9 protein-coding genes and 7 pseudogenes are annotated in these 18778 nt (G+C 53.0%); 1 reads left to right on the top strand and 15 read right to left on the bottom strand.

Going from position 1 to position 18778, the window contains the following annotated elements; genetic code table 11:
- Positions 1–584 precede the first annotated feature (584 nt).
- From kduI to CS369_RS14950, 7 genes and pseudogenes are all read right to left on the bottom strand, one after another.
- Positions 585–1421, bottom strand: a complete 837-nt coding sequence (gene kduI / locus CS369_RS14975; protein ID WP_196907734.1) for a 5-dehydro-4-deoxy-D-glucuronate isomerase — start codon at positions 1419–1421, stop codon at positions 585–587.
- 11 nt (positions 1422–1432) lie between these two features.
- Positions 1433–2372, bottom strand: a pseudogene (gene kdgT, locus CS369_RS14970) (2-keto-3-deoxygluconate transporter).
- Positions 2373–2817: 445 nt separating this feature from the next.
- Complete coding sequence (locus tag CS369_RS23835; protein ID WP_244665039.1) at positions 2818–3117, bottom strand: IclR family transcriptional regulator C-terminal domain-containing protein; 300 nt, start codon at positions 3115–3117, stop codon at positions 2818–2820.
- Positions 3118–3144: 27 nt separating this feature from the next.
- Positions 3145–3576 (bottom strand): IclR family transcriptional regulator, encoded by a 432-nt coding sequence (locus tag CS369_RS23830; protein WP_244665037.1) that lies wholly within the window; start codon positions 3574–3576, stop codon positions 3145–3147.
- 272 nt (positions 3577–3848) lie between these two features.
- Positions 3849–5204 carry a CDP-diacylglycerol--serine O-phosphatidyltransferase gene (gene pssA, locus CS369_RS14960; protein WP_196907733.1) on the bottom strand — a complete coding sequence of 452 codons (1356 nt, stop codon included), beginning with the start codon at positions 5202–5204 and terminating at the stop codon, positions 3849–3851.
- A gap of 152 nt (positions 5205–5356) precedes the next feature.
- Positions 5357–7942: pseudogene (locus CS369_RS14955) on the bottom strand (GNAT family N-acetyltransferase).
- A gap of 50 nt (positions 7943–7992) precedes the next feature.
- A pseudogene (locus CS369_RS14950) lies at positions 7993–8693 on the bottom strand (tRNA-uridine aminocarboxypropyltransferase).
- Positions 8694–9164: 471 nt separating this feature from the next.
- On the opposite strand from CS369_RS14950, the gene CS369_RS14945 reads away from it, so the two are divergent.
- Positions 9165–10427, top strand: coding sequence for a tRNA/rRNA methyltransferase (locus CS369_RS14945; protein WP_196907732.1), 1263 nt, complete (start codon positions 9165–9167; stop codon positions 10425–10427).
- Between the two features lie 178 nt (positions 10428–10605).
- On the opposite strand, the pseudogene CS369_RS14940 reads toward CS369_RS14945, so the two are convergent.
- The 8 genes and pseudogenes from CS369_RS14940 to CS369_RS14905 form a co-directional block, all read right to left on the bottom strand.
- Positions 10606–12074 (bottom strand): annotated as a pseudogene (locus tag CS369_RS14940) (DHA2 family efflux MFS transporter permease subunit).
- 17 nt (positions 12075–12091) lie between these two features.
- Positions 12092–13248 (bottom strand): annotated as a pseudogene (emrA, locus tag CS369_RS14935) (multidrug efflux MFS transporter periplasmic adaptor subunit EmrA).
- Between the two features lie 223 nt (positions 13249–13471).
- Complete coding sequence (gene mprA / locus CS369_RS14930; protein ID WP_196907731.1) at positions 13472–14059, bottom strand: transcriptional repressor MprA; 588 nt, start codon at positions 14057–14059, stop codon at positions 13472–13474.
- A gap of 160 nt (positions 14060–14219) precedes the next feature.
- Positions 14220–14564, bottom strand: a complete 345-nt coding sequence (gene ygaH, locus CS369_RS14925) for an L-valine transporter subunit YgaH (protein WP_196907730.1) — start codon at positions 14562–14564, stop codon at positions 14220–14222.
- Positions 14561–15319, bottom strand: a complete 759-nt coding sequence (locus CS369_RS14920) for an AzlC family ABC transporter permease (protein ID WP_196907729.1) — start codon at positions 15317–15319, stop codon at positions 14561–14563. Before CS369_RS14920 ends, ygaH begins: the two co-directional genes overlap by 4 nt.
- 96 nt (positions 15320–15415) lie before the next feature.
- Positions 15416–16585 (bottom strand): annotated as a pseudogene (locus CS369_RS14915) (MFS transporter).
- A gap of 303 nt (positions 16586–16888) precedes the next feature.
- Positions 16889–17888, bottom strand: a pseudogene (gene proX / locus CS369_RS14910) (glycine betaine/L-proline ABC transporter substrate-binding protein ProX).
- A 31-nt stretch (positions 17889–17919) separates the two neighbouring features.
- Positions 17920–18777 carry an ABC transporter permease subunit gene (locus CS369_RS14905; protein ID WP_244665036.1) on the bottom strand — a complete coding sequence of 286 codons (858 nt, stop codon included), beginning with the start codon at positions 18775–18777 and terminating at the stop codon, positions 17920–17922.
- Between the last annotated feature and the right edge of the window lies 1 nt (position 18778).

The following is an 18778-nucleotide window of genomic DNA, read 5'->3' as shown; positions in this document are numbered from 1 at the left end:
GACGGCCCTTTTTGCTGTGTGTGATATTCACTTTATTAATGTAATAACCTTTCTCTTACCCTCATTTCGTTATCCTCGGCGAAGGCCAGAGACCTCAGACAGGGAGACTGCATTTTGCCTGCGAGAGTTCTTCGCATACGCGCCGAGAATAGCGTAAGGGGGCATGGTTTTAATTTTTTGAATTGTTTGACGTTATATCGCGTAAAAAATAACGCAGAGGGGAACGAGACCACAGGGTGAGCGGCAGGACGCCGCGAAAGTCAGTACCGCGTCGGGAACGCGTCGCTGGCGGCCCGTCAGTGGGCTCGGGCCCCTAAGGCACCGCGTAATTGAGCGCCCCGTGTCGGGCGAGTGCGATGTACGGTGCAAATAACCACGTGGGTTAACGCGCACGAAATATTCACAGTACCAACAAAAAGACTCGGCCTAAATTTGTAGGGACTTCTTTGTGGGGATCGGAAGGCCCGCCCTCCGACAGTGCGGTAAATGCCAGCGAAAAAGATTGCCGGATAGCAGATATAAAAACGCCCACGGTATCGATACCGTGGGCGTTAGCCGAACGAGTGCGAGTCGTGCAGCGCCTACTAGCGCAGATCTTTCATCGCAATATGGTCCATGTCGTCAAACGTCAGGTTTTCACCGATCATGCCCCAGATAAAGGCATAATTTTTGGTACCAACGCCAGTGTGAATCGACCAGCTCGGTGAGATCACTGCCTGCTCGTTGTGCATTACCAGGTGACGTGTTTCATGTGGCTCGCCCATCATATGGAAAATAATGGTGTCATCTGCCATATCAAAATAGAAGTAAACTTCCATTCTGCGTTCATGGGTATGGGTCGGCATTGAGTTCCAGTTGCTGCCTTCTGCCAAACGCGTCAACCCCATACTTAACTGGCAGGTTTCCACCACTTCCGGTACCAGATATTTGCAAATGGTACGCTTGTTACAGGTTGCGATATCACCCTGCGGGGCTTTAACCGCATCCTCTTGCGTAATCACACGCGTTGGGAACGTGGCATGCGCTGGCGCACTGTTGTAATACAGTTTTGCCGGTTTAGCCTTATCTACGCTGCTGAATGCCAGCGCTTTCGCTCCTTTACCCACGTAGAGCGCTTCTTCGTTGCCTACCGCGTAGCTTTTGCCATCAATCACGATGTTTGCCGGGCCACCGATATTGATCAGGCCCAACTCGCGGCGTTCGAGAAAATAGTTCACACCAAATTGCTTACCGATACCGTCATCAAAGGTGATCTCGCCGTCAATCGGCATAATCCCACCCACAACAATGCGGTCAATGTGACTGTACACCATCGTGTATTGGTTTGGCGTAAAAATCTGCTCAATGAGAAATTTCTTTCTCAGCTCGGTGGTATCGGGCGTTTTAGCATGTTCGCTGTGTACACTTTGTCGTACGTCCATATTGTTACCTTTTATGCGTTTTTAGGTGAAAATCGTTTTGCCCACAAGGCCGTAATGATGGGCACGAGTACTAAAGTCACTATAACACTGGTGGCAACAAGCGCCGTGGCTTGTTGAGCTACCGGGGCGAATTCCGGAGCCATGTTGGCGATCAAAAGCGGAGTTGCGACTGCGGCACCGGCGCTACTGGAGGCCGCTACACCTGCGGTACCGTTACCGCTACCGATAAATTTGTCAGCCAGGATCAACGGGATACCAGTAACTACAATCACCAGCACGCCCAGAAAAATACCGGCAAAACCGGTTTTGAGGATAACGGCCAGGTTGATGGTGTTACCCAAGGCGAAGAAAGGAATTAAGGTTTGGACAGAGTTACCAAACAGTTTTCTCAGGTCCGGATCCAGGTTGCCCAGTGTAAAACCAATCAGGAAAGGTAACACAGCGCTGACAAACAGTTGTGGTTCAAAGGTTGCGATACCGCTGGCACCGAGGATAACCATGTTCATCAGCGGACCGGACTCCAACGACATCAACACGAAGGAACCGGCTTCTTCTTTAGAACCATATTGGTTCATCAGGGCGGCATACAGACCCCCGTTGGTCATATCCATCGCTGCTACCAGTGCGAGAACTGAGATACCCGCAAGCAAGCCGTTTTGGATACCATCGCCCGGCAAGAAGGATTGCCACGACCCATGCAGTGGCAATTTTGGTGACAACCAAAACGCCAGATTTTTTCAGCATGGTACCCGTCGCTTTGAGCTCAATGGATGCGCCCATGCAGAAGAACCACACGGCCAGAATAGGAATGGTGCCGGTAATCAGTCCGTTACTGAAGGAGCCCAAATACTTCCCTGCGCCCGGAGTAAAGGTATTACAGAGTGCGCCCAAAAAGAGCGGAACCAGCATTAATCCCCCAGGGATTTTATCAATAGCTTGTTTGATTTTCATGAAAAGCCTCATCTATAAAAAATAAAAATGTGTCCCGCCGCTTTTGATAAAAGCAGATAGGTGATAGGTATAAAATTTAAAAATCAGGGGCGCACAAGGCCCTGGGTGTTATTACCCACATTCACATAATGTTGAAGATGGTTATCCCCATTAAAAATTGATAATTAAATGTTTGCTATTGCCTTACTATTTTGGGTTTCTAGATGTTATTTTTAATTATAAGCTGCCTTCCCGTAATGTTGTTAAAGACATTACAGATATTTTACCCATTATGTATCGCTACCTAGATTGATGATATCCATTACCGGTTTCCGGTGAATGATCAATCTTTCAGTAGTAAGCGAATTACATGTAATTTATCAGTGTAAAATAAAAATTGTTTTATTGACGCTCTGATTATTAACCTCTTAATTAATAATATAGTATTTCTGTTTGCTTATTGGAGTTATTCAGCGCGATGGCTGTTAATATGATCGGAGATTGCCTTGCTGGTTTTAATCAGGCTTGCCAAGTGTTTCTCTTTCTTGCCATTGGCATACTGTGACTGCATGCCATTGACGCCGATGGCGGCGATAACCTTGCCATCCTGATTAAAAATCGGTGCTGCCATACAGCAGATTTCCTCAATGTCTTCACCGTCGTCGATCGCCCAATCTTGTTCTTTGACGAGCTTCAGGTGTTCCAGAACATCATCTTTATTGGTAATGGTTCGTGGCGTAAAACGCTTGAAGGTACAATCAGCAATCAGGGCTTCTATTCTTTCCTGTGGCAGCTAAGCCAATAATGCTTTTCCCAGAGACATGCGGTTAAATACAATTTTCTTACCTTTCCAAGATGTTTTCACAATAGCCTTGGGCGATTCGACTTTACTCAGGAAAAAGCCGTTATCCCCCTCAAGAATACCAAGGTGGCAGGTTAACTCCGTCTCTTTCACCAATGTGTGCATAAAACCAATGGCATCTTTGCGCAGGTCGATATTCTTAATTGCCAGACCACCAAGTTCGAATAAACGCAAGCCTAAAACATAACGTCCATCAGCGCGCTGACGTAATAGTTGTGATACCGTCAATACTTCAAGCAGATGATGTACGCTACTTTTCGGTATAGACAGATCGGTACAGATCTCGGTAAAGCTGGCTTTATCACGATTGGCAATATAGTCAACGATCATCACGAGACGGACTGCCGCTGGTGCTTTGCTCAAGTTGTTGGAAGATATTCATAGTGGTTTTATATGTGAAACTGTGGTTTTTTATATAGAACAATAATAACGGAAGGGTATTTTATTTACCTAGATGCAGATCACAAAACGAGCGCTGTAGTGTTGATTATTTCAAGATAAATGGAACTGAGTTTCATTAGGAAAACGAAAAAGGCAGTTTTATGACAATATGGCGCGGATAAGGGCGAGATGAGCAGAGATGGCATCTACACTGATAATCAAAAACCCCGCGAACGGGGCTTTACGGTGTGGAATTACAGAATCCGACTGATCAACCTGTCGATCCTGATACGGCGCAAGCGGCGTATCAATTTACGTACTTTCACTGGATATTGTGCGATACCTTGCAAGTCGGTATAGCTTTGGAGCGGCGTGGTGTATGCGCGAATCTGCTCCAACTCTTGCAACCGCTGTTCCAGCAGCACTTTTTCAGGATCGTGGATCAGGATGGCGTTTTCCAAATCCAAACGCCACGCGCGAGGATTGAGGTTATTACCTGTCAGTAATTGCCAGGTATCGTCGGACCACAGCCCTTTGAGGTGGAAGCTGCTATCCCCATCCTTCCACAACCGCACGGTTAACTGCTGATTGTCGATATAACGCTGCAAGCGGCTGACGAAACGGCGCAGGTTGATTTCATACAGGTAGGGCAACGCACCGATGATCTTGAACGGCTGATCTTCGGGAATAAAGAAATCGTTAGCCGTCTTGTCGCCAATGATGATCTCCACCTGCTTGTCCTCTTTGAGCAGGCGCACCACGTTTTTGATCAGCAGTGCCGGCAGGTTGAAATAAGGGGTGCACATTACCAGCCTATGCTCGGTACAAAACATCAGGTGATGGATGGTGTTATTCAACGGGCTTTGTTTACCCAACCCGACTAACGGTGTGACCGTCAGTTCTCCATTGACGCCCTCACTGCCGGGCGTGTTGTAAGCCAGAGTGCGCAGCATTTGGCGAAATTGACGAATATCTGCTTTGATTTCCAGATTTTTGGGCCGCGAACGGCTGTCCAGACGTTGCACCGCCGGATCGTTTAGCAGCGTGGTGATGTAGCCCGACATGGTGTCGGCCAGCGCTGCATTATGGATAAGCTGATAGCGATCGTAGCGATACTTATCATGCTGATGCAGATAGACATCGTTCAGGCTGGCACCGCTATACAGCACGCAGTCATCAGCGATGAAGCCCTTTAGGTGCAAGACGCCGAGCGCTTCGCGCGTATTGACCGGAATACCATAAATGGGAAACTTCACGTCAGCGTGTTTTTCTGCCATGTCGCAGTACCAATCCGCATTGGTACTCGCTGATTTGTCACCAATGCGCCCGCGCTGCGCACGGTGCCAATCGACCAACAGACGCACGTCGAGATAGGGGTTGCTGCGCTTGGCGTTGTAGAGCGCAGAGAGTATGCCCTGTCCGCCGTCATCCTGCTCCAGGTAGAGTGCGACCAGATAGACTCGCGTCTTGGCCTGTTGGATCAGGTTAATCAGCGCGGCGCGAAACAGTTCAGGGGAGTGTAACGTCTGAATGCCGTCCGCTGCTTGAGGGATTTTGGGCAGTTGTGCAAGGTGTTGTTGGTATTTATTGCGTTTAAATGTAGACAACATCACAGTGCGTTTCTTCTCTTATTAGTCGGCGCAAGGCCGTCATTAATGATGTCAGGGGAATGCCTAATCGGGCGATGATACCACTACTTTTCGGGCGTAGTGAGTAAGTTTTACCGTTCATTACCAGATTGACCGCCAAAATAAACGCTCTGTCACGCAACATCTTGTGTGTTCAACGGCAGCACCAGCGTGACAATCCCTTCGTCCAACTGCACGTCTACCGTGAAACCGAGTTTCTTCGCCAAGGCGACCATGCCCTGGTTATGCGGCATGGTGATGCCGTTCAATTGTTTTAATCCGTGGCGACGGGTGTAATCAATCAACTTGCTGAGCAGACACTTGCCAAGCCCCATCCCTTTACAGTCTGAACGCACCAGCACCGCGAATTCAGCGGCAATATTATCGGGATCGGAAATGGCGCGCGTCACGTCAATGATTTCATCACCGAACGCCGTCGGGCGCACCGCAACAAAAGCCATTTCCCGATCGTAGTCGATCTGCGTCATGTACGCCAAATCTTCATGGTTGAATTCGTTGATTTCACTGAAATAACGGTAGTAGAGATCTTCTTTGGTGACGTTGCCGATAAAGCCTTCCAGCAGCGGTTCGTCCTCGGGCAGAATGGGGCGAAACAGTCAATACTCCTGATTATTGAGCTGCACCTGTTCTTCCAGCTCTTGGGGATCGCCAGAGAAAGGCGTGAGATGGAGTGTGACATCTAGCAGGGTGAATTCACTGCCCGATGCCAGCAGCGGATGAATATCGAGGCGATGTACTTCCGGGCAGTCCAGGATCAGATTGAATACCTGCACCAGCAGCCGGCTGAGCCCGGCGATATCCAATGGATGCAGGGCGCTGCGCCCGCGTATTTTTCCGCTTTTCAGCGCTTGCATTATCAGGTAGCGCGCCAGCGTCATATTGAGCGCCGGCAAGGCCACCGCCGCCTGCGAATCCTTGTTCCACTCCACGCTGCCATCGCCCAATAAAATCAGCGGACCGAAGATAGGGTCCTGTTCTACCGCGATACGCAGCTCTTGTGCGCCAGCGAGATTCGCCATGCCTTGTACTAGCAGCCCGTGAATGCGAGCCTGCGGATAGGCACGTTTAACACGATCGATAATCGCATCGGCGGCTTGCTGAACTTCATGGGCGGTGCGCAGGTAGAGCATCACCCCCTGTACTTCGGATTTGTGCGGGATATCAGGTGAACGCAGCTTGATGGCGACAGGATAACCAATCTGTTCGGCAATATGCACCGCTTCCGCGCTGTCGCTGGCAATCCAGGTCGGCAAGGTGTGCAGCCCGTAGGCGTTCAAAATCGGCTGAACTTCGTGGGTATCCAACTGCGTTACCCCATCCGTCAACGCCTGATGAATCAGTTGATGTGCCTGAGCGGCGTTGATGCCGAGATCGTGCGGCAGGGCCGGCGTTTCCATCAGTTGCTTCTGGTTACGTCGGTATTACACGATATGCATAAAGGCTGTGACCGCCCCTTCAGGTGTGCGGTAAGTGGGAATGCCAGCCTCATTGAACAGACGACGAGCCTCTTGAGAGGAATATTCGCCGCACCAGTTGGTGAGTAAGGTGATGCGCTTGCCGCGCGGATGTGCCTGACAGCAGGCAATCAACTGCTGCGCGCTTTCTGTACCGGGCGCCGCGGCGCTCGGTGCGTGGATGATCAGTAGAGCGTCGTAGTCATCGCTGTCCAGCAGCACTGAAAGCGTGCTGAGGTAGCGCGCAGCGGTAGCGTCGTCGCGCAGCTTCTGCTGGGTTTGTTCCGTCAAGGTCGCCAGTTTGCCTTGTCGGCTAAGCAGTTGATCGAGCGCTTGTGCGGCGAGTGATGCGCCGTTGCTGACAATAAGCAAGCGCTCACCGCGCAGCGGGCGCAGGTGGCTCAGCGTTTCCACCGCGGAGAACAGCTCGTGGGTGTCTCGTACTCGTAGCAGACCGGCACGCTGGGTGGCCGCATCGTAGGCAGCATCCAGCCCGAGTTGGTGCCCGTGCAGTAACTGCTGAGCAAGCTGAGTTCGGCCACTCTTGATAACCAGGTTGGGCTTGTTTCTGGCGGCGCTGCGCGCGGCAGAGAGAAAACGCCGCGCATCCTTAAGCTGCTCAAGGTGCAATAAAATGGCGCTGGTTTTACCATCACGCGCCAGGAAATCGAGGACATCGTCCACATCGATATCCAAGCTGTCACCCAGTGCGATGAAGTAGGAAAAGCCGATGCCACGCTGCTGCGCCCAATCGAGAATGGTATTGGAAACCGCAGCGGACTGAGAAATAAACGCCAGCTTGCCTTTGACGATCGGCACGGGGGAGAAGCTGGCGTTGAAACCTTGCCACGGTGCCAGTATCCCCAGACTGTTCGGACCCAACAGACGCATGGCATAGCGGCTGGCACAGGCTTTGAGCTCTTCCGCCTGTGCGGGGGGCGAAGAGAGAATAATCACGGTTTTACAACCGCGCTGACCCAACGCGTCCAGCAGCAGTAAATTGCGACTGGCATGGGTACAGAGAACTGCCAGGTCGGGAGTGATGGGCAAACTTGCCACATCGGGATAAGCCAGTACGCCACAGACGGCACGATATTTGGGCGTGACGGGCAGGATCGGACCGGTGAAGTGACCGCCCAGCAGGTTTTGCATCATGAGAAAACCGGCGCGCCCCGGTTTCTCCGATGCGCCCAGCACGGCGATCGATTTTGGTCTTAATAACGCTTCTAACTCGCGCTGACTCATCGCTCGCTCCCGACAGGACAGAGAGCTGAATCATAGCGGTTTTTATGCCTTTATGCTGTGACAGTCGATGAAATTTCCTGCACAAGGCGATGTGCTTTACCGGCCAGATAGCGTTGGCGAAAGCGGTCGAAGTGATTGAGCAGGCCCTGGCTGGCATCATTATCACACGCCTGTTGCAACAGTGCGGCAGCAATTTCCGCTGTGCAGTGTTGTCCTGCGCTACTGGCTTCGCGCAGTTGGTAGCGTGAGAGTGATTCAACCGTAAGCGACAAAATGGGCAGCGCATCCAGATAAGGGCTTTTGCGAAACATCTTGCGCGCTTCCGGCCAGGTGCCGTCCAGCAGCACAAACAGCGGCGGCTCTTGGCGTTATCTGGTAAACTGTGCAAAACCTGACGCGACGGCCCGGCTTCATCCGCAAGAAAAACCAGATAGGGCTGATAGTCCGAGGTTTTCAGTGCTGCCAGCAATGCTGGATCAGGCTCAGTGCCTGACCAGAGAAAGGCCTGGGTGTCAGGCAGAATATCGGCAATCAGGCGACCGGTATTGCTGGGTTTTAACGGTTCGGTATCGAACATAATCAAACAAAAGCGGCTGCGTGCCGAATGAGGGGTGATGATGTCGCACAGACAGCTGGTCACCGGCAGCAGGCAGTGTTGACAACGTACCACACGGCAGCCTCGGGCCCGAAAAGGGCGAGTGGAGCGTTCCAGACGGTGCTGGCGCAAACGAAGAACAGCGTTATCGCGCATAGGGGGGTGGCTAAAAAGCGCTATTCTACTTGACGCACTGGAGGACACAAAGCCCCAGTGCGGCTTTTATTACATGGCTTAACGGCTCAAATCGTTTCATCTAACCAGTTTTCGAAAGGCGTTTTCGGCAAACGGTTCGTGGTGTGGCAGGATTCGCATACCATGTTCATAGGCGACCTCAAATCATAAAACGGCTAAAATAGATGTGCTGTGGTCAACGTTGTGCCAAAACCAGAGGGCAGCTTGAAAAACAACAGCATGTTGCAAAAACGTAAACGTATTATGGTGATGGCCGTCTGAAGAAACAATGTGGTTTCCTCAATGATTACAATAGACATCACCGTTGTGATTCAGGTTTCGGTGTCATCGTCTGCTCTGGTGTCACGGAAACTCCGCTTTTATACCCGAAGTCGGTAGCGTCGCGGGTGTACATCAGGTAATCTTCGCGCCAGCGCGTTGGTGGAGAAAATAATGAGCGATTCAGCGGGTAGTAAGAGCGGAAAGGTCCGCGTGATGTACGTCCGTAATGAGGACGAAAAGAAAAATTCGCGTACCGGAGACGGCGCGCGCGATCGCCGCAATGATAACGAAAAAACCGGGCGGCGCGACAACCGAGACAAAGACGGGCGCAGCAAAGGGCCGTATGAGTCTCGCGACAACCGGGACAAAGAGGGGCGTGGCAAAGGGCCGTATGCGTCTCGTGACAATCGGGATAAAGACGTGCGCGGCAAGCCGCGTGATAATCGCGATAGCCGCGATAAAGATGGGCGTACCAAACCACGCGATCCGCGTGACATGAACCCGCGCTATGTGCGTGAAAATCCGCACCGCAATAATGACAATGCTGGGCGCGATGATCGTGCAGATTACGGTCGCGGCAGTGATTCACCGTGGAAAACCGTGTCGCGCGCACCGGATGCCGCAGAGACACCAGACCACGGTGGGATTGTGGGCAAGAGCCGTCTCGATCCTGAGCAGATTCGCTGTCAGCGTCAGGAAGAGACGCGGGTTTATGGTGAAAACGCCTGTCAGGCGCTGTTTACCAACCGTCCGGACGCCATTGTGCGCGCCTGGTTCCTGCAAGAAGTGACGCCGCGTTTCCGTGAAGCGTTACGCTGGATGGCGGCGAACCGTAAAGCCTACCATGTGGTGGATGATGAAGAACTCACCAAAGCGTCTGGCACTTATCACCACGGCGGCGTGTGCTTCCTGATCAAGAAACGCCAGGGCTCTGATGTGAATGATTATCTGGCACAGGCACAGACGAAGGAAACGGATTGCGTGCTGGCGCTGGAAGATGTGGGTAACCCGCATAATCTGGGCGGTATCGTGCGCTCCTGCGCGCACTTTGGTGTCGAAGGGGGGCTGATTCACGATCCGTCGTTGCTGGAATCTGGCGCGGCAGTGCGCACGGCAGAAGGCGGCGCAGAGCATGTGAATGCCATTCAAACCGATAGTTTCCCCTCGGCGCTGGATGCGTTCCGCGCCGCGGGTTATACCATCGCGACCACCTCCAGCCACAAAGGGCAGCCGCTGGCACAAACCGCATTGCCGAAGAAAGTGGTATTGGTGGTGGGGCATGAAGGTGATGGCCTGACGGACAGCACCTGGCAGCAGGGCGATTTGCCGCTGTCTATCGGTGGTACGGGTAAAGTGGAAAGCCTGAATATTTCCGTCGCGACGGGTATTTTGCTGTCGGAATGGTGGCGGCAGCACAGCATCACTGAAGAGTGATGTCCGACTGGTGATTAAGTCACTTAACGCCTTGTCATCTTCGGATTCCCTCTCGTCATCCTCGGCGAAAGCCGGGGATCTCTGCCAGAAGAAACGCGTTTTACCGGCTAGAGATTTCCGCCTTCGCGGGAATGACGACTGTTTTAGGTAAGGTTGTCAGCAACCTTACCCCACTCTATCAATGAGCGCCGCCCCCGGTAGTAAACGGTGGTCTCGCAAACCACACCAATATCATCAGCACCAGAAAGACCCCTGCCGCTGCCCAAAAGATTTCATTGGCTGAAATAATCAACCCTTGATTGGTGATTTGTTGGGCGATGTATGCGGAAGCCTGCTTCTCACTCATCCCCATCTCCATCAACTGCTGATAGGAGCCCTGAGCAATGGGGTTGTAAGGCGTCACCGATTCGGTGAGATGCGCGTGGTGCAGCGATTCGCGCTGTGTCCACAATGTCGTCGTGATCGAGGTACCGATGGAGCCTGCCAGCGTACGCGCAAAGTTCGAAAGGCTCGATGCCGCCGCCAGTCGCTCTGGGGGTAATCCGGAAAGCGTAATGGTGGTGAGCGGCATAAAGAAGCAGGCCACGGCGAACCCTTGCACAAATTGCAGCCAGGCCGAGGCACCGAAATCCATCCCCGGTTCAAAGGTATACGCACGCCAATAAAAGCATACGGCATACATAATGAAGCTGAACGTCACCAGCTTGCGCATATCCAAACGCGGTGCAAAGCGTCCAATGATTGGGGATAGCAGCACAGGCATCAGGCCGACTGGCGCTGAGGCAAACCCAGCCCAGGTTGCGGTATAGCCAAAGACTGTTTGCAACAACTGAGGTAACAGCACGATGGAGCCAAAATAGAACATGTAGGCCAGGCTGATACACAAGCAGCCAATGGTGAAGTTACGGGATTTAAACAGTGACAAATCCACCACGGTCAAAATGATTATCTCATTGAACTGAACCAGTCCAGCTCTTTAACACTGTCCAGCATCATTTGCAGGCTGCCGATCCCGATAATCAACAGCGCCAGGCCGATGGTGTCAATCGGTCGAATTTCAGTTTTGGTTTTGCACCCCTTCAGGGTTTGCATCGCAATGACCACAACCAAAATACCTAACGGCACGTTGATAAAGAAGATCCAGCCCCAGTGATAATTATCGCTGATCCAGCCTCCGAGAATCGGACCACAAATGGGTGCCACCACCACCACCGTCATCGACCAGAGCGCCAGTGCAATACTGCGTCGGGCAGGTGGATAGTTACTCAGTAGCAAGCTTTGCGACAGCGGAATCAACGGACCTGCCACGATCCCCTGAAGCACACGGGCGAAAATCAGCATTTCCAAGCTGGTGGAGACGCCGCACAGCCATGACGTGAAGGCGAACAGTCCCGTTGCCCACAAAAACAGACGTACCTCACCGATGCGTTTGGCGAGCCAACCGGTAATCGGAATGGAAATCGGATTGGCTACCCCGAATGACGTGATAACCCAAGTACCCTGGGAGTTTGAGGCTCCCAGGTTACCGGCAATCGTGGGGATGGCCACGTTAGTGATGGTCGAATCCAGCACCTGCATAAAGGTCGCCAATGACAGCGCGACGGTCATCCAGGCCAGGGCCGAGCCTTCAAGCGGTTTTCTCTGCACGCTCATCTCCTGCGAGGTTATTCCGCATTAGCTCGAATAATGGTGTCGATCAGGGTATTGACCGGGGCCAGATCCAGCGTCAACGCATCGCTTTGATATGCTGGTGCGCTGCGCGGTGCATCGGAAAGCACTTTCCCCTCTACATTGGCCGTATCGACTTTCACCAGCGTGGAAAGGCCAATACGCAACGGGTGCCCAGCCAGTTGCTGCGCATCCAGCTCAATACGCACGGGCAAACGCTGCACGACCTTGATCCAGTTACCGGTAGAATTTTGCGCTGGCAGCAGAGAGAACGCGCTGCCTGTCCCCATATCGAGGCCGACGGCCTTGCCCTGGTACACCACATCGTCACCGTAGATATCACTGACCACCGTGACGGGCTGGCCGATACGCATATTGGCAAGCTGCGTTTCTTTAAAGTTAGCATCCACCCATAAATGGTGGGCGGGCACCACGGCCATCAGCGCAGAAGAGGGGGTGATACGCGCACCAACTTGTACGCTGCGGCGAGAAATATAGCCATCCACCGGGCTGAAAATACGGGTTCGTTGCAGTGCCAACCAGGCATCACGCAGATCGGTTGCGGCTTGTTGCACACCGGGTTGTTGCTCAAGCGGCGTATCAAGGATCATCGCGCGATTGGCCTGATATTGCTGCTTGGCCACTTCCAGTGAGGCGCGTGCGCTGGCGACGGCATCACGCGCGTGCTGCACATCTTCACGGCCAATGGCATTCACATACCCAGGGTTTCACGGCGCGCAAGGTCGCCCGTGGCTTTATTGAGTTCTGTTTGATACAGATCGATGTTGGCTTGATATTGTTTGCTGTTGATCATCAACTGGTGCGTCTGGCGCACTCTGTTAGCCAGCGCGGTCTGCGCACGTTCGAAAGCCAGTTGCGCATCGGTCGCGTCCAGTTCGACCAGGACCGCCCCCTGCTTGACGAAATCGGTGTTGTCCACGTTGACGCGGGTGACGCTGCCGCTCACCTGGGACATCAACTGCACCTGATTACCAGCTACATAAGCATCGTCGGTTTCCTGATGGTGTCTGAGCACCTGATACCAGTAGACGAACCAGATGCAGCCAACCAGTAAAAACAGCATGGTTAACAGGATAAGTACCAGTTTTCGCTGGTATTTTTTATCGGAATGCGGCGGATAACGATGGCCGATTCTTACACATGCGCTGCGAGGCAGAGAATCGGCCAACGCAGCCTTTACCCATGATGCAACTTATCGCTCCGGCTGCCGTGAGGCAGCGGAACGTGGTCCGTTTAATGAACGGTCATGATACGAACGGGTATTGATCCAAAAACACCAGGCATCTGGCAACACGCCAGTGCGTGTGAAGATGTATTTAAGGTAAGACAGTATTGTTATTATCGGTCTGACGAGATCATGGATTATCGATCTTGTCCATTTCGTCCAGCCGCACCAGCAATTTACGCATCAGCACTTCCAACTGCTTCTGCTCATCTTTTTCCAATGCTGACCAGAGGAAATGCAGACTCTGGTGCTGCGGTGGCAACAGACGATCGAGAAACGCTTTGCCTTCATCTGTCATATGCAAGTGTAAGCAACGACGATCGCTATCGCTTTCACGGCGTTCAATCCAACCGCGTTTCTCTAACTCATCGGCAATGCGCGTGGCATTGGTACGCGAAGAGCCCAGTGCGGCGCTCAATTCTGATGGTTGAATACTACGTGATTCCTGAGACTCCAGCGTAATCAGTGCCATAAACAACGTTTCGTTGATGCCCTGTTCCCGCAAAATCTTGTTGCGGTGCTCCAGAATCTTGTTCTGCATGTGCATGCACAAACGCACCAGCAAGATTTCCTGTTGAGGAAACTCTGGATTGCGCGAAGCTCGCAGATTGATCATTTGTTCGATGGGCGAGAAGGAGCTGTTTTTATCGAACTCAGGTTTTTTGTCACGCGCGCCACTTTCAGTGAGCCCGTGCTTGTGTACAGATGGACTATCCATTTTTATGTAAACCTCATTAATCACGATCAGTATAATAACGAAAGTTACTAATCGGGTAAACGATATTTAGTCGCATTGGTCGTCGACTTTGTGACAGAACATAAGTGACCTTCTGTAATGTAACGTGAACCACTAATAACGTGCTGCTAACACAATGATATTAAATAATTCCCAATGAAAGGTATTTAAAAGCAATACCGTAACAAAACGCGCCCAACAATGTTGATATGACAATGCTGCGTGTCCGGTAGAAGCAGAGCGTGAGCGTCAGACAACCGATGAGTGTAGGCAACAACTTGTTAGTATGCTGTTGAATCTCTGGGACGCTGGAAACAATCAGCAAGGCGCAGATAGACGCGATGCCAATGCTGTCGAGCACTGCCCCCACTTTGCCGCGCTTGAGTGAGCCGGAAGCGCGGCTGGCTCCCAGACGGAGTGGCAGGTAGCGGAATAAAAAATTCACCATGCCGACCAACACTCCAATCAGCACTATTTGGCTATTCATGCGGATTTTTCCCCCTGTTGAGCCATGACGGGCGGTGCAAGAAACAGTGCGGCGGCGCAGCCACTGCCGATACCGACTAAAATCGCGGCCGGAATGGAGAACAGCAGTAACCCAAGCAGGGCACCACCCAGTGCACACACCACGATCACACTTTGCCGTTTTTTAAAAGAAGCTAGCAGGAAACTGAGGAACAGCGCGGGCAGCATGAAGGTAAGTGCCGCCTCGACGGCGGGGTACGCTTTCAACGGTCCATTACCAAATAACGCGCCGATCACTGTGCCACAGGCCCAGGAAATCCAGGAGGCGGCAGCGACGCCCAGCATCCAGTTTTCACTCCAGCGGCGATTGTTTTGTGCCAGCCGTGCTGTTGCGGCGGCGAAGACTTCATCGGTCAGCCCAAACGCCCACAGCGGTGTCTTGCGCGTAGGCAGGCGCTGCAAAATACGGTGCCGCAGCGCAGGGCCATACAGCACATGGCGTACATCCATGGCCATGACGGTAAACGCCGCCACCCAAATGGACATCCCGGCGCTGAGCAGGGCGGTAATCACAAACTGGCTGGCGCCGGCGTAAATCACGCACGACATAAAGACCGCTTCCCACGGCGAATAGCCGAGTTTGACTGCATTCAGACCAAAAGCGAAGGCGACGGAAAGATAACCGATCACAATCGGCAGGCTACTGATCACCCCTTCGGCAAAGGTGGCGTGCGGGGAGTCGTGTTCAATCTGCTTCTCCTGCTGTTGGCTTATCATTGGCTAACGTGTCGTTTAATAGAATGGGTAGTCAATACCCTACCGATAAAAGGGCGGATGTGCCAGAGATGTGACACATCCTCATCGACGGCCCTCTCAGCCGTGTTTTCGGCTGGGAATCCAGATAAGCAGCGTCAGCAGGCTCACTGCGGCACCCGCATAGCAAACACCTGTCCAGCCTGCGACCTGATAGGTGGCCGCAGACAGCAAAGAGCCCGCAGCGCCGCCGATAAAGTAGCTGGTCATGTATCCGTCGGTGAGTCAGTTACGCGCTTCCGGCATCATCTGGTAGATCACGCTTTAGTTAGTGACGTGCAAACCCTGCACGGCAAGGTCGAGCACGACAATGCCGACAATCAGCGGCAGCAGCGCCGTGGCACCCATGGCGATCATGCCCCAGGACAGCAACAGCAGTACCAGACCTACCGTGGTGGTTAATGTGGCTTTTCCCTTATCGACCAGACGACCAGCGCGGGTGGCGGCCAGTGCGCCTGCCGCTCCAACTAAACCAAATAGCCCGATAATCCCTTCTGAGTAGTGATAAGGCGGTGCCGACAGCATAAATGCCATCGAGGTCCAAAGAATGCTGAAATTGGCGAAAGAGAGACACCCAAGCAGTGCGCGCACGCGCGTAGTGCCAAACAGCCGGAAAATGGAAACGATCAGTTGTTCGTATTGCAGGTTATTGCTGGGCAGTAAACGCGGCAGAGCGCGCCACAGCACCAATGCCATGATGACCATCAGTACGCTGGCTACCCAATATACGGTACGCCATCCTCCCAGCGTGGCGAGTGCGCTAGCAATGGTGCGTGCAAGCAGAATGCCGAGCAGTAAACCGCTCATTATCGTACCGACCACCTTACCGCGGGTTTCGGGGGTTGCCAGCGTTGCCGCGAGCGGCACCAGCACTTGGGCTACCACGGAACACAACCCCGCGACCCCGATACCAGCAAGCATCACCGGTAATGTGGGGGCCAGCGCGGTAATCACCAGTCCCAACGCGGTTAACAGCGTCATGGTGACAATCAGCGTGCGCCGTTCAAACATATCGCCCATCGGCACCAGAAACATCAAACCTACCGCATAGCCCACCTGTGCGGCGGTGACTATAAGCCCTGCCTGATTAACGGAAAGCTCAAAGACTCTGGCGATGGTTTCTAATAGCGGCTGGGCTTAGTAATTACTGGCAACGGCCAATCCGGTTGCCGTTGACATGATGAGCGTTAAAGGAAGACTGAGGCCGGTCTGGGCCTGTTGAGAAGACATGAATACTCGCTAGCGTTCTGAAAGGTGTGGGCGTGATTGTAGCAAATCCGTTAAGGGTGAGGGCGTTTACGGGGAACGGAATCTGAAGAAACAGGTCCGAATGGGCTTGAGGTAGCTGACAAAGCGAAGGAAAACGGCCATTCCCATATACTCTCTGTCATTCCCGCGTAGGCGGGAATCTCCCACAGGCGAAACACATTCTTCCTGACAGAGGTCCCCGGCCTACGCCGAGGACGACGAGCTTTGACATCAGTTTAAGGCCCAAGTGGGCCTGTAAGTGAATAACAACGTGACGCTATCTGATTACTTGGCCGCGTCAGTGGCGGTTTTTATCCAACCATCAAACTGTGCCTGATGTGCCTTGATCCAGCCATCCACATGGCGTTCGATATCTTTCTGGCTGCTCTCTCCGCTGCGCATCCGCATGTTTTGCGCGTTGATGTCGGCCAATGGCAGATTCATGATGGCAAACAGCTTGGCAGCCGCCGGATTTTTCTCGGCCCACGCTTTGTTTGCTGCGATGCGAATATTATTCACGGGGAAGCCGTAGTCGTTGCCGTTAGCCAGCTTGGTGCTGGAGCCTTTCATTTCTCCCGGTTGAGAAGAGAAAGGCACCTGTAACCAGACAACATCGCGCCCCGGGTACCAGCACATCGCTGACCCAGTACGGTGTCCAGGTGTAATAGAAGATAGGTTTGCCTTCTTTATAGCGGGTAATGGCATCCGCGATCATCGCGGCGTAGTTACCCTGATTGTGCTCGACCGTGTTGCTCAATCCGTAAGCCTGAAGGTGATGGTTGATGGCGGCTTCACAACCCCAACCTGGTGCACAACCGATCAGGTCCGCTTTGCCGTCACCGTTGGTATCAAACAGCTTGGCGATCTCAGGGTCTTTAAATTGCTCAACGTTGGTGATCTGGTACTTTTCCGCTGTCTTTTTGTCGATCAGATAGCCCTGCGCGGCACCGCCAACGTAAACCCCATCGCGGTAAAATTTAGCATCACCGCCAGCCGCTTTGTACATGTCTGCCTGAAGCGGATGCCAGTTGACGGCGGTGAAGGTGGCATCGCCGGATGCGATGGACATATAGGCAACGTTATAATCCACTTCGCGAATGGGTTGCACGTTGTAGCCCAGTTTCTCCAGCGCGCGGCTAACCAGCAACGTCTGGAAGGTTTCTTCCGAAATCGTGCTCTGCACGGGCTGAACACTGACACCTTTGCCCGGCTGATCGGCGGCATAGAGCGGCGAGCCTGTTAGCGCGGCAATCAGGGCAACAGCCCCGAATCCGGTTTTCTGCATCATGGTTTATCCCTCTTTATATGTAATGTGATTAACGCGTGAACGGGCGCAAGATCAGCCCCAATGGACCGGTGCGATACCAGGATTGATTACCATGGCTACGGCGGTCACGCCCCAGAGACTGGGTCAATCGGTCCAAAATAATGGCAAGAATAACGATCCCGACTCCGCCCACGGCAGCCAGTCCCATATCCAGACGCCCGATACCGCGCAGCACCATCTGCCCCAATCCTCCCACTTCGATCATCGAAGCAATGACCACCATGGAGAGCGCGAGCATCAGCGTCTGCTTAACACCAGCCATGATGGTGGGCATTGCCAACGGCAACTGTACTTTGAACAACATCTGGTGCGGACTGGCTCCAAAGGGCTCAGCGGCTTCTACCAGATCGGCGGGCACCTGCCGGATACCGAGGATGGTCAAACGAACAATCGGTGGTAGCGCAAAGATAATAGTGACCACCACGCCGGGCACATTCCCGATGCCAAACAGCATGACAATGGGCACCAGATACACAAACGCCGGCGTGGTTTGCATGGCGTCGAGCAGTGGGCGCACCACTTTTGCCGCACGCTCACTGCGCGCCAGCCAGTCGATCCCTCCGGTGACCCAATGATCCAACGGAATCAACGTGTCTTTGAACGGATCTAACAGCGAAAAGTGTTCCTGAGTCGGTGCAGGGGCGCTGTTCAGCCAATCAGCGCCAGACTGTGCGGCATCCTGAGCGGGGGCGCCCCAGGCATCTGCGCTGTTAGTTGCGGCGTCACCTGAAGCCGATGCACTTTGTGCTGCCGATGACCAGGGATCGCCATTGCTGCTGGTGGCTGCCTGTTCGGCAGCATTGACCGGTGTTTGCGTGGTTTCCCACGGATTGGTTGCGTAAGTCATT

It is taken from the genome of Candidatus Symbiopectobacterium sp. 'North America', assembly GCF_015762685.1.
Taxonomy (GTDB): Bacteria; Pseudomonadota; Gammaproteobacteria; order Enterobacterales; family Enterobacteriaceae; genus Symbiopectobacterium.
The sequence above is the reverse complement of the archived record's forward strand: the minus strand, read 5'-3'. Positions and strand labels throughout refer to the sequence as shown.

What these genes read in the sequence shown, in the direction of transcription:
- CS369_RS14905 (WP_244665036.1), bottom strand. Translation starts at nt 18,777, where the DNA reads ATGACTTACGCAACCAATCCGTGGGAAACCACGCAAACACCGGTCAAT.
- CS369_RS14920 (WP_196907729.1), bottom strand. Translation starts at nt 15,319, where the DNA reads ATGATAAGCCAACAGCAGGAGAAGCAGATTGAACACGACTCCCCGCAC.
- pssA (WP_196907733.1), bottom strand. Translation starts at nt 5,204, where the DNA reads ATGTTGTCTACATTTAAACGCAATAAATACCAACAACACCTTGCACAA.
- ygaH (WP_196907730.1), bottom strand. Translation starts at nt 14,564, where the DNA reads ATGAATAGCCAAATAGTGCTGATTGGAGTGTTGGTCGGCATGGTGAAT.
- kduI (WP_196907734.1), bottom strand. Translation starts at nt 1,421, where the DNA reads ATGGACGTACGACAAAGTGTACACAGCGAACATGCTAAAACGCCCGAT.
- mprA (WP_196907731.1), bottom strand. Translation starts at nt 14,059, where the DNA reads ATGGATAGTCCATCTGTACACAAGCACGGGCTCACTGAAAGTGGCGCG.
- CS369_RS14945 (WP_196907732.1), top strand. Translation starts at nt 9,165, where the DNA reads ATGAGCGATTCAGCGGGTAGTAAGAGCGGAAAGGTCCGCGTGATGTAC.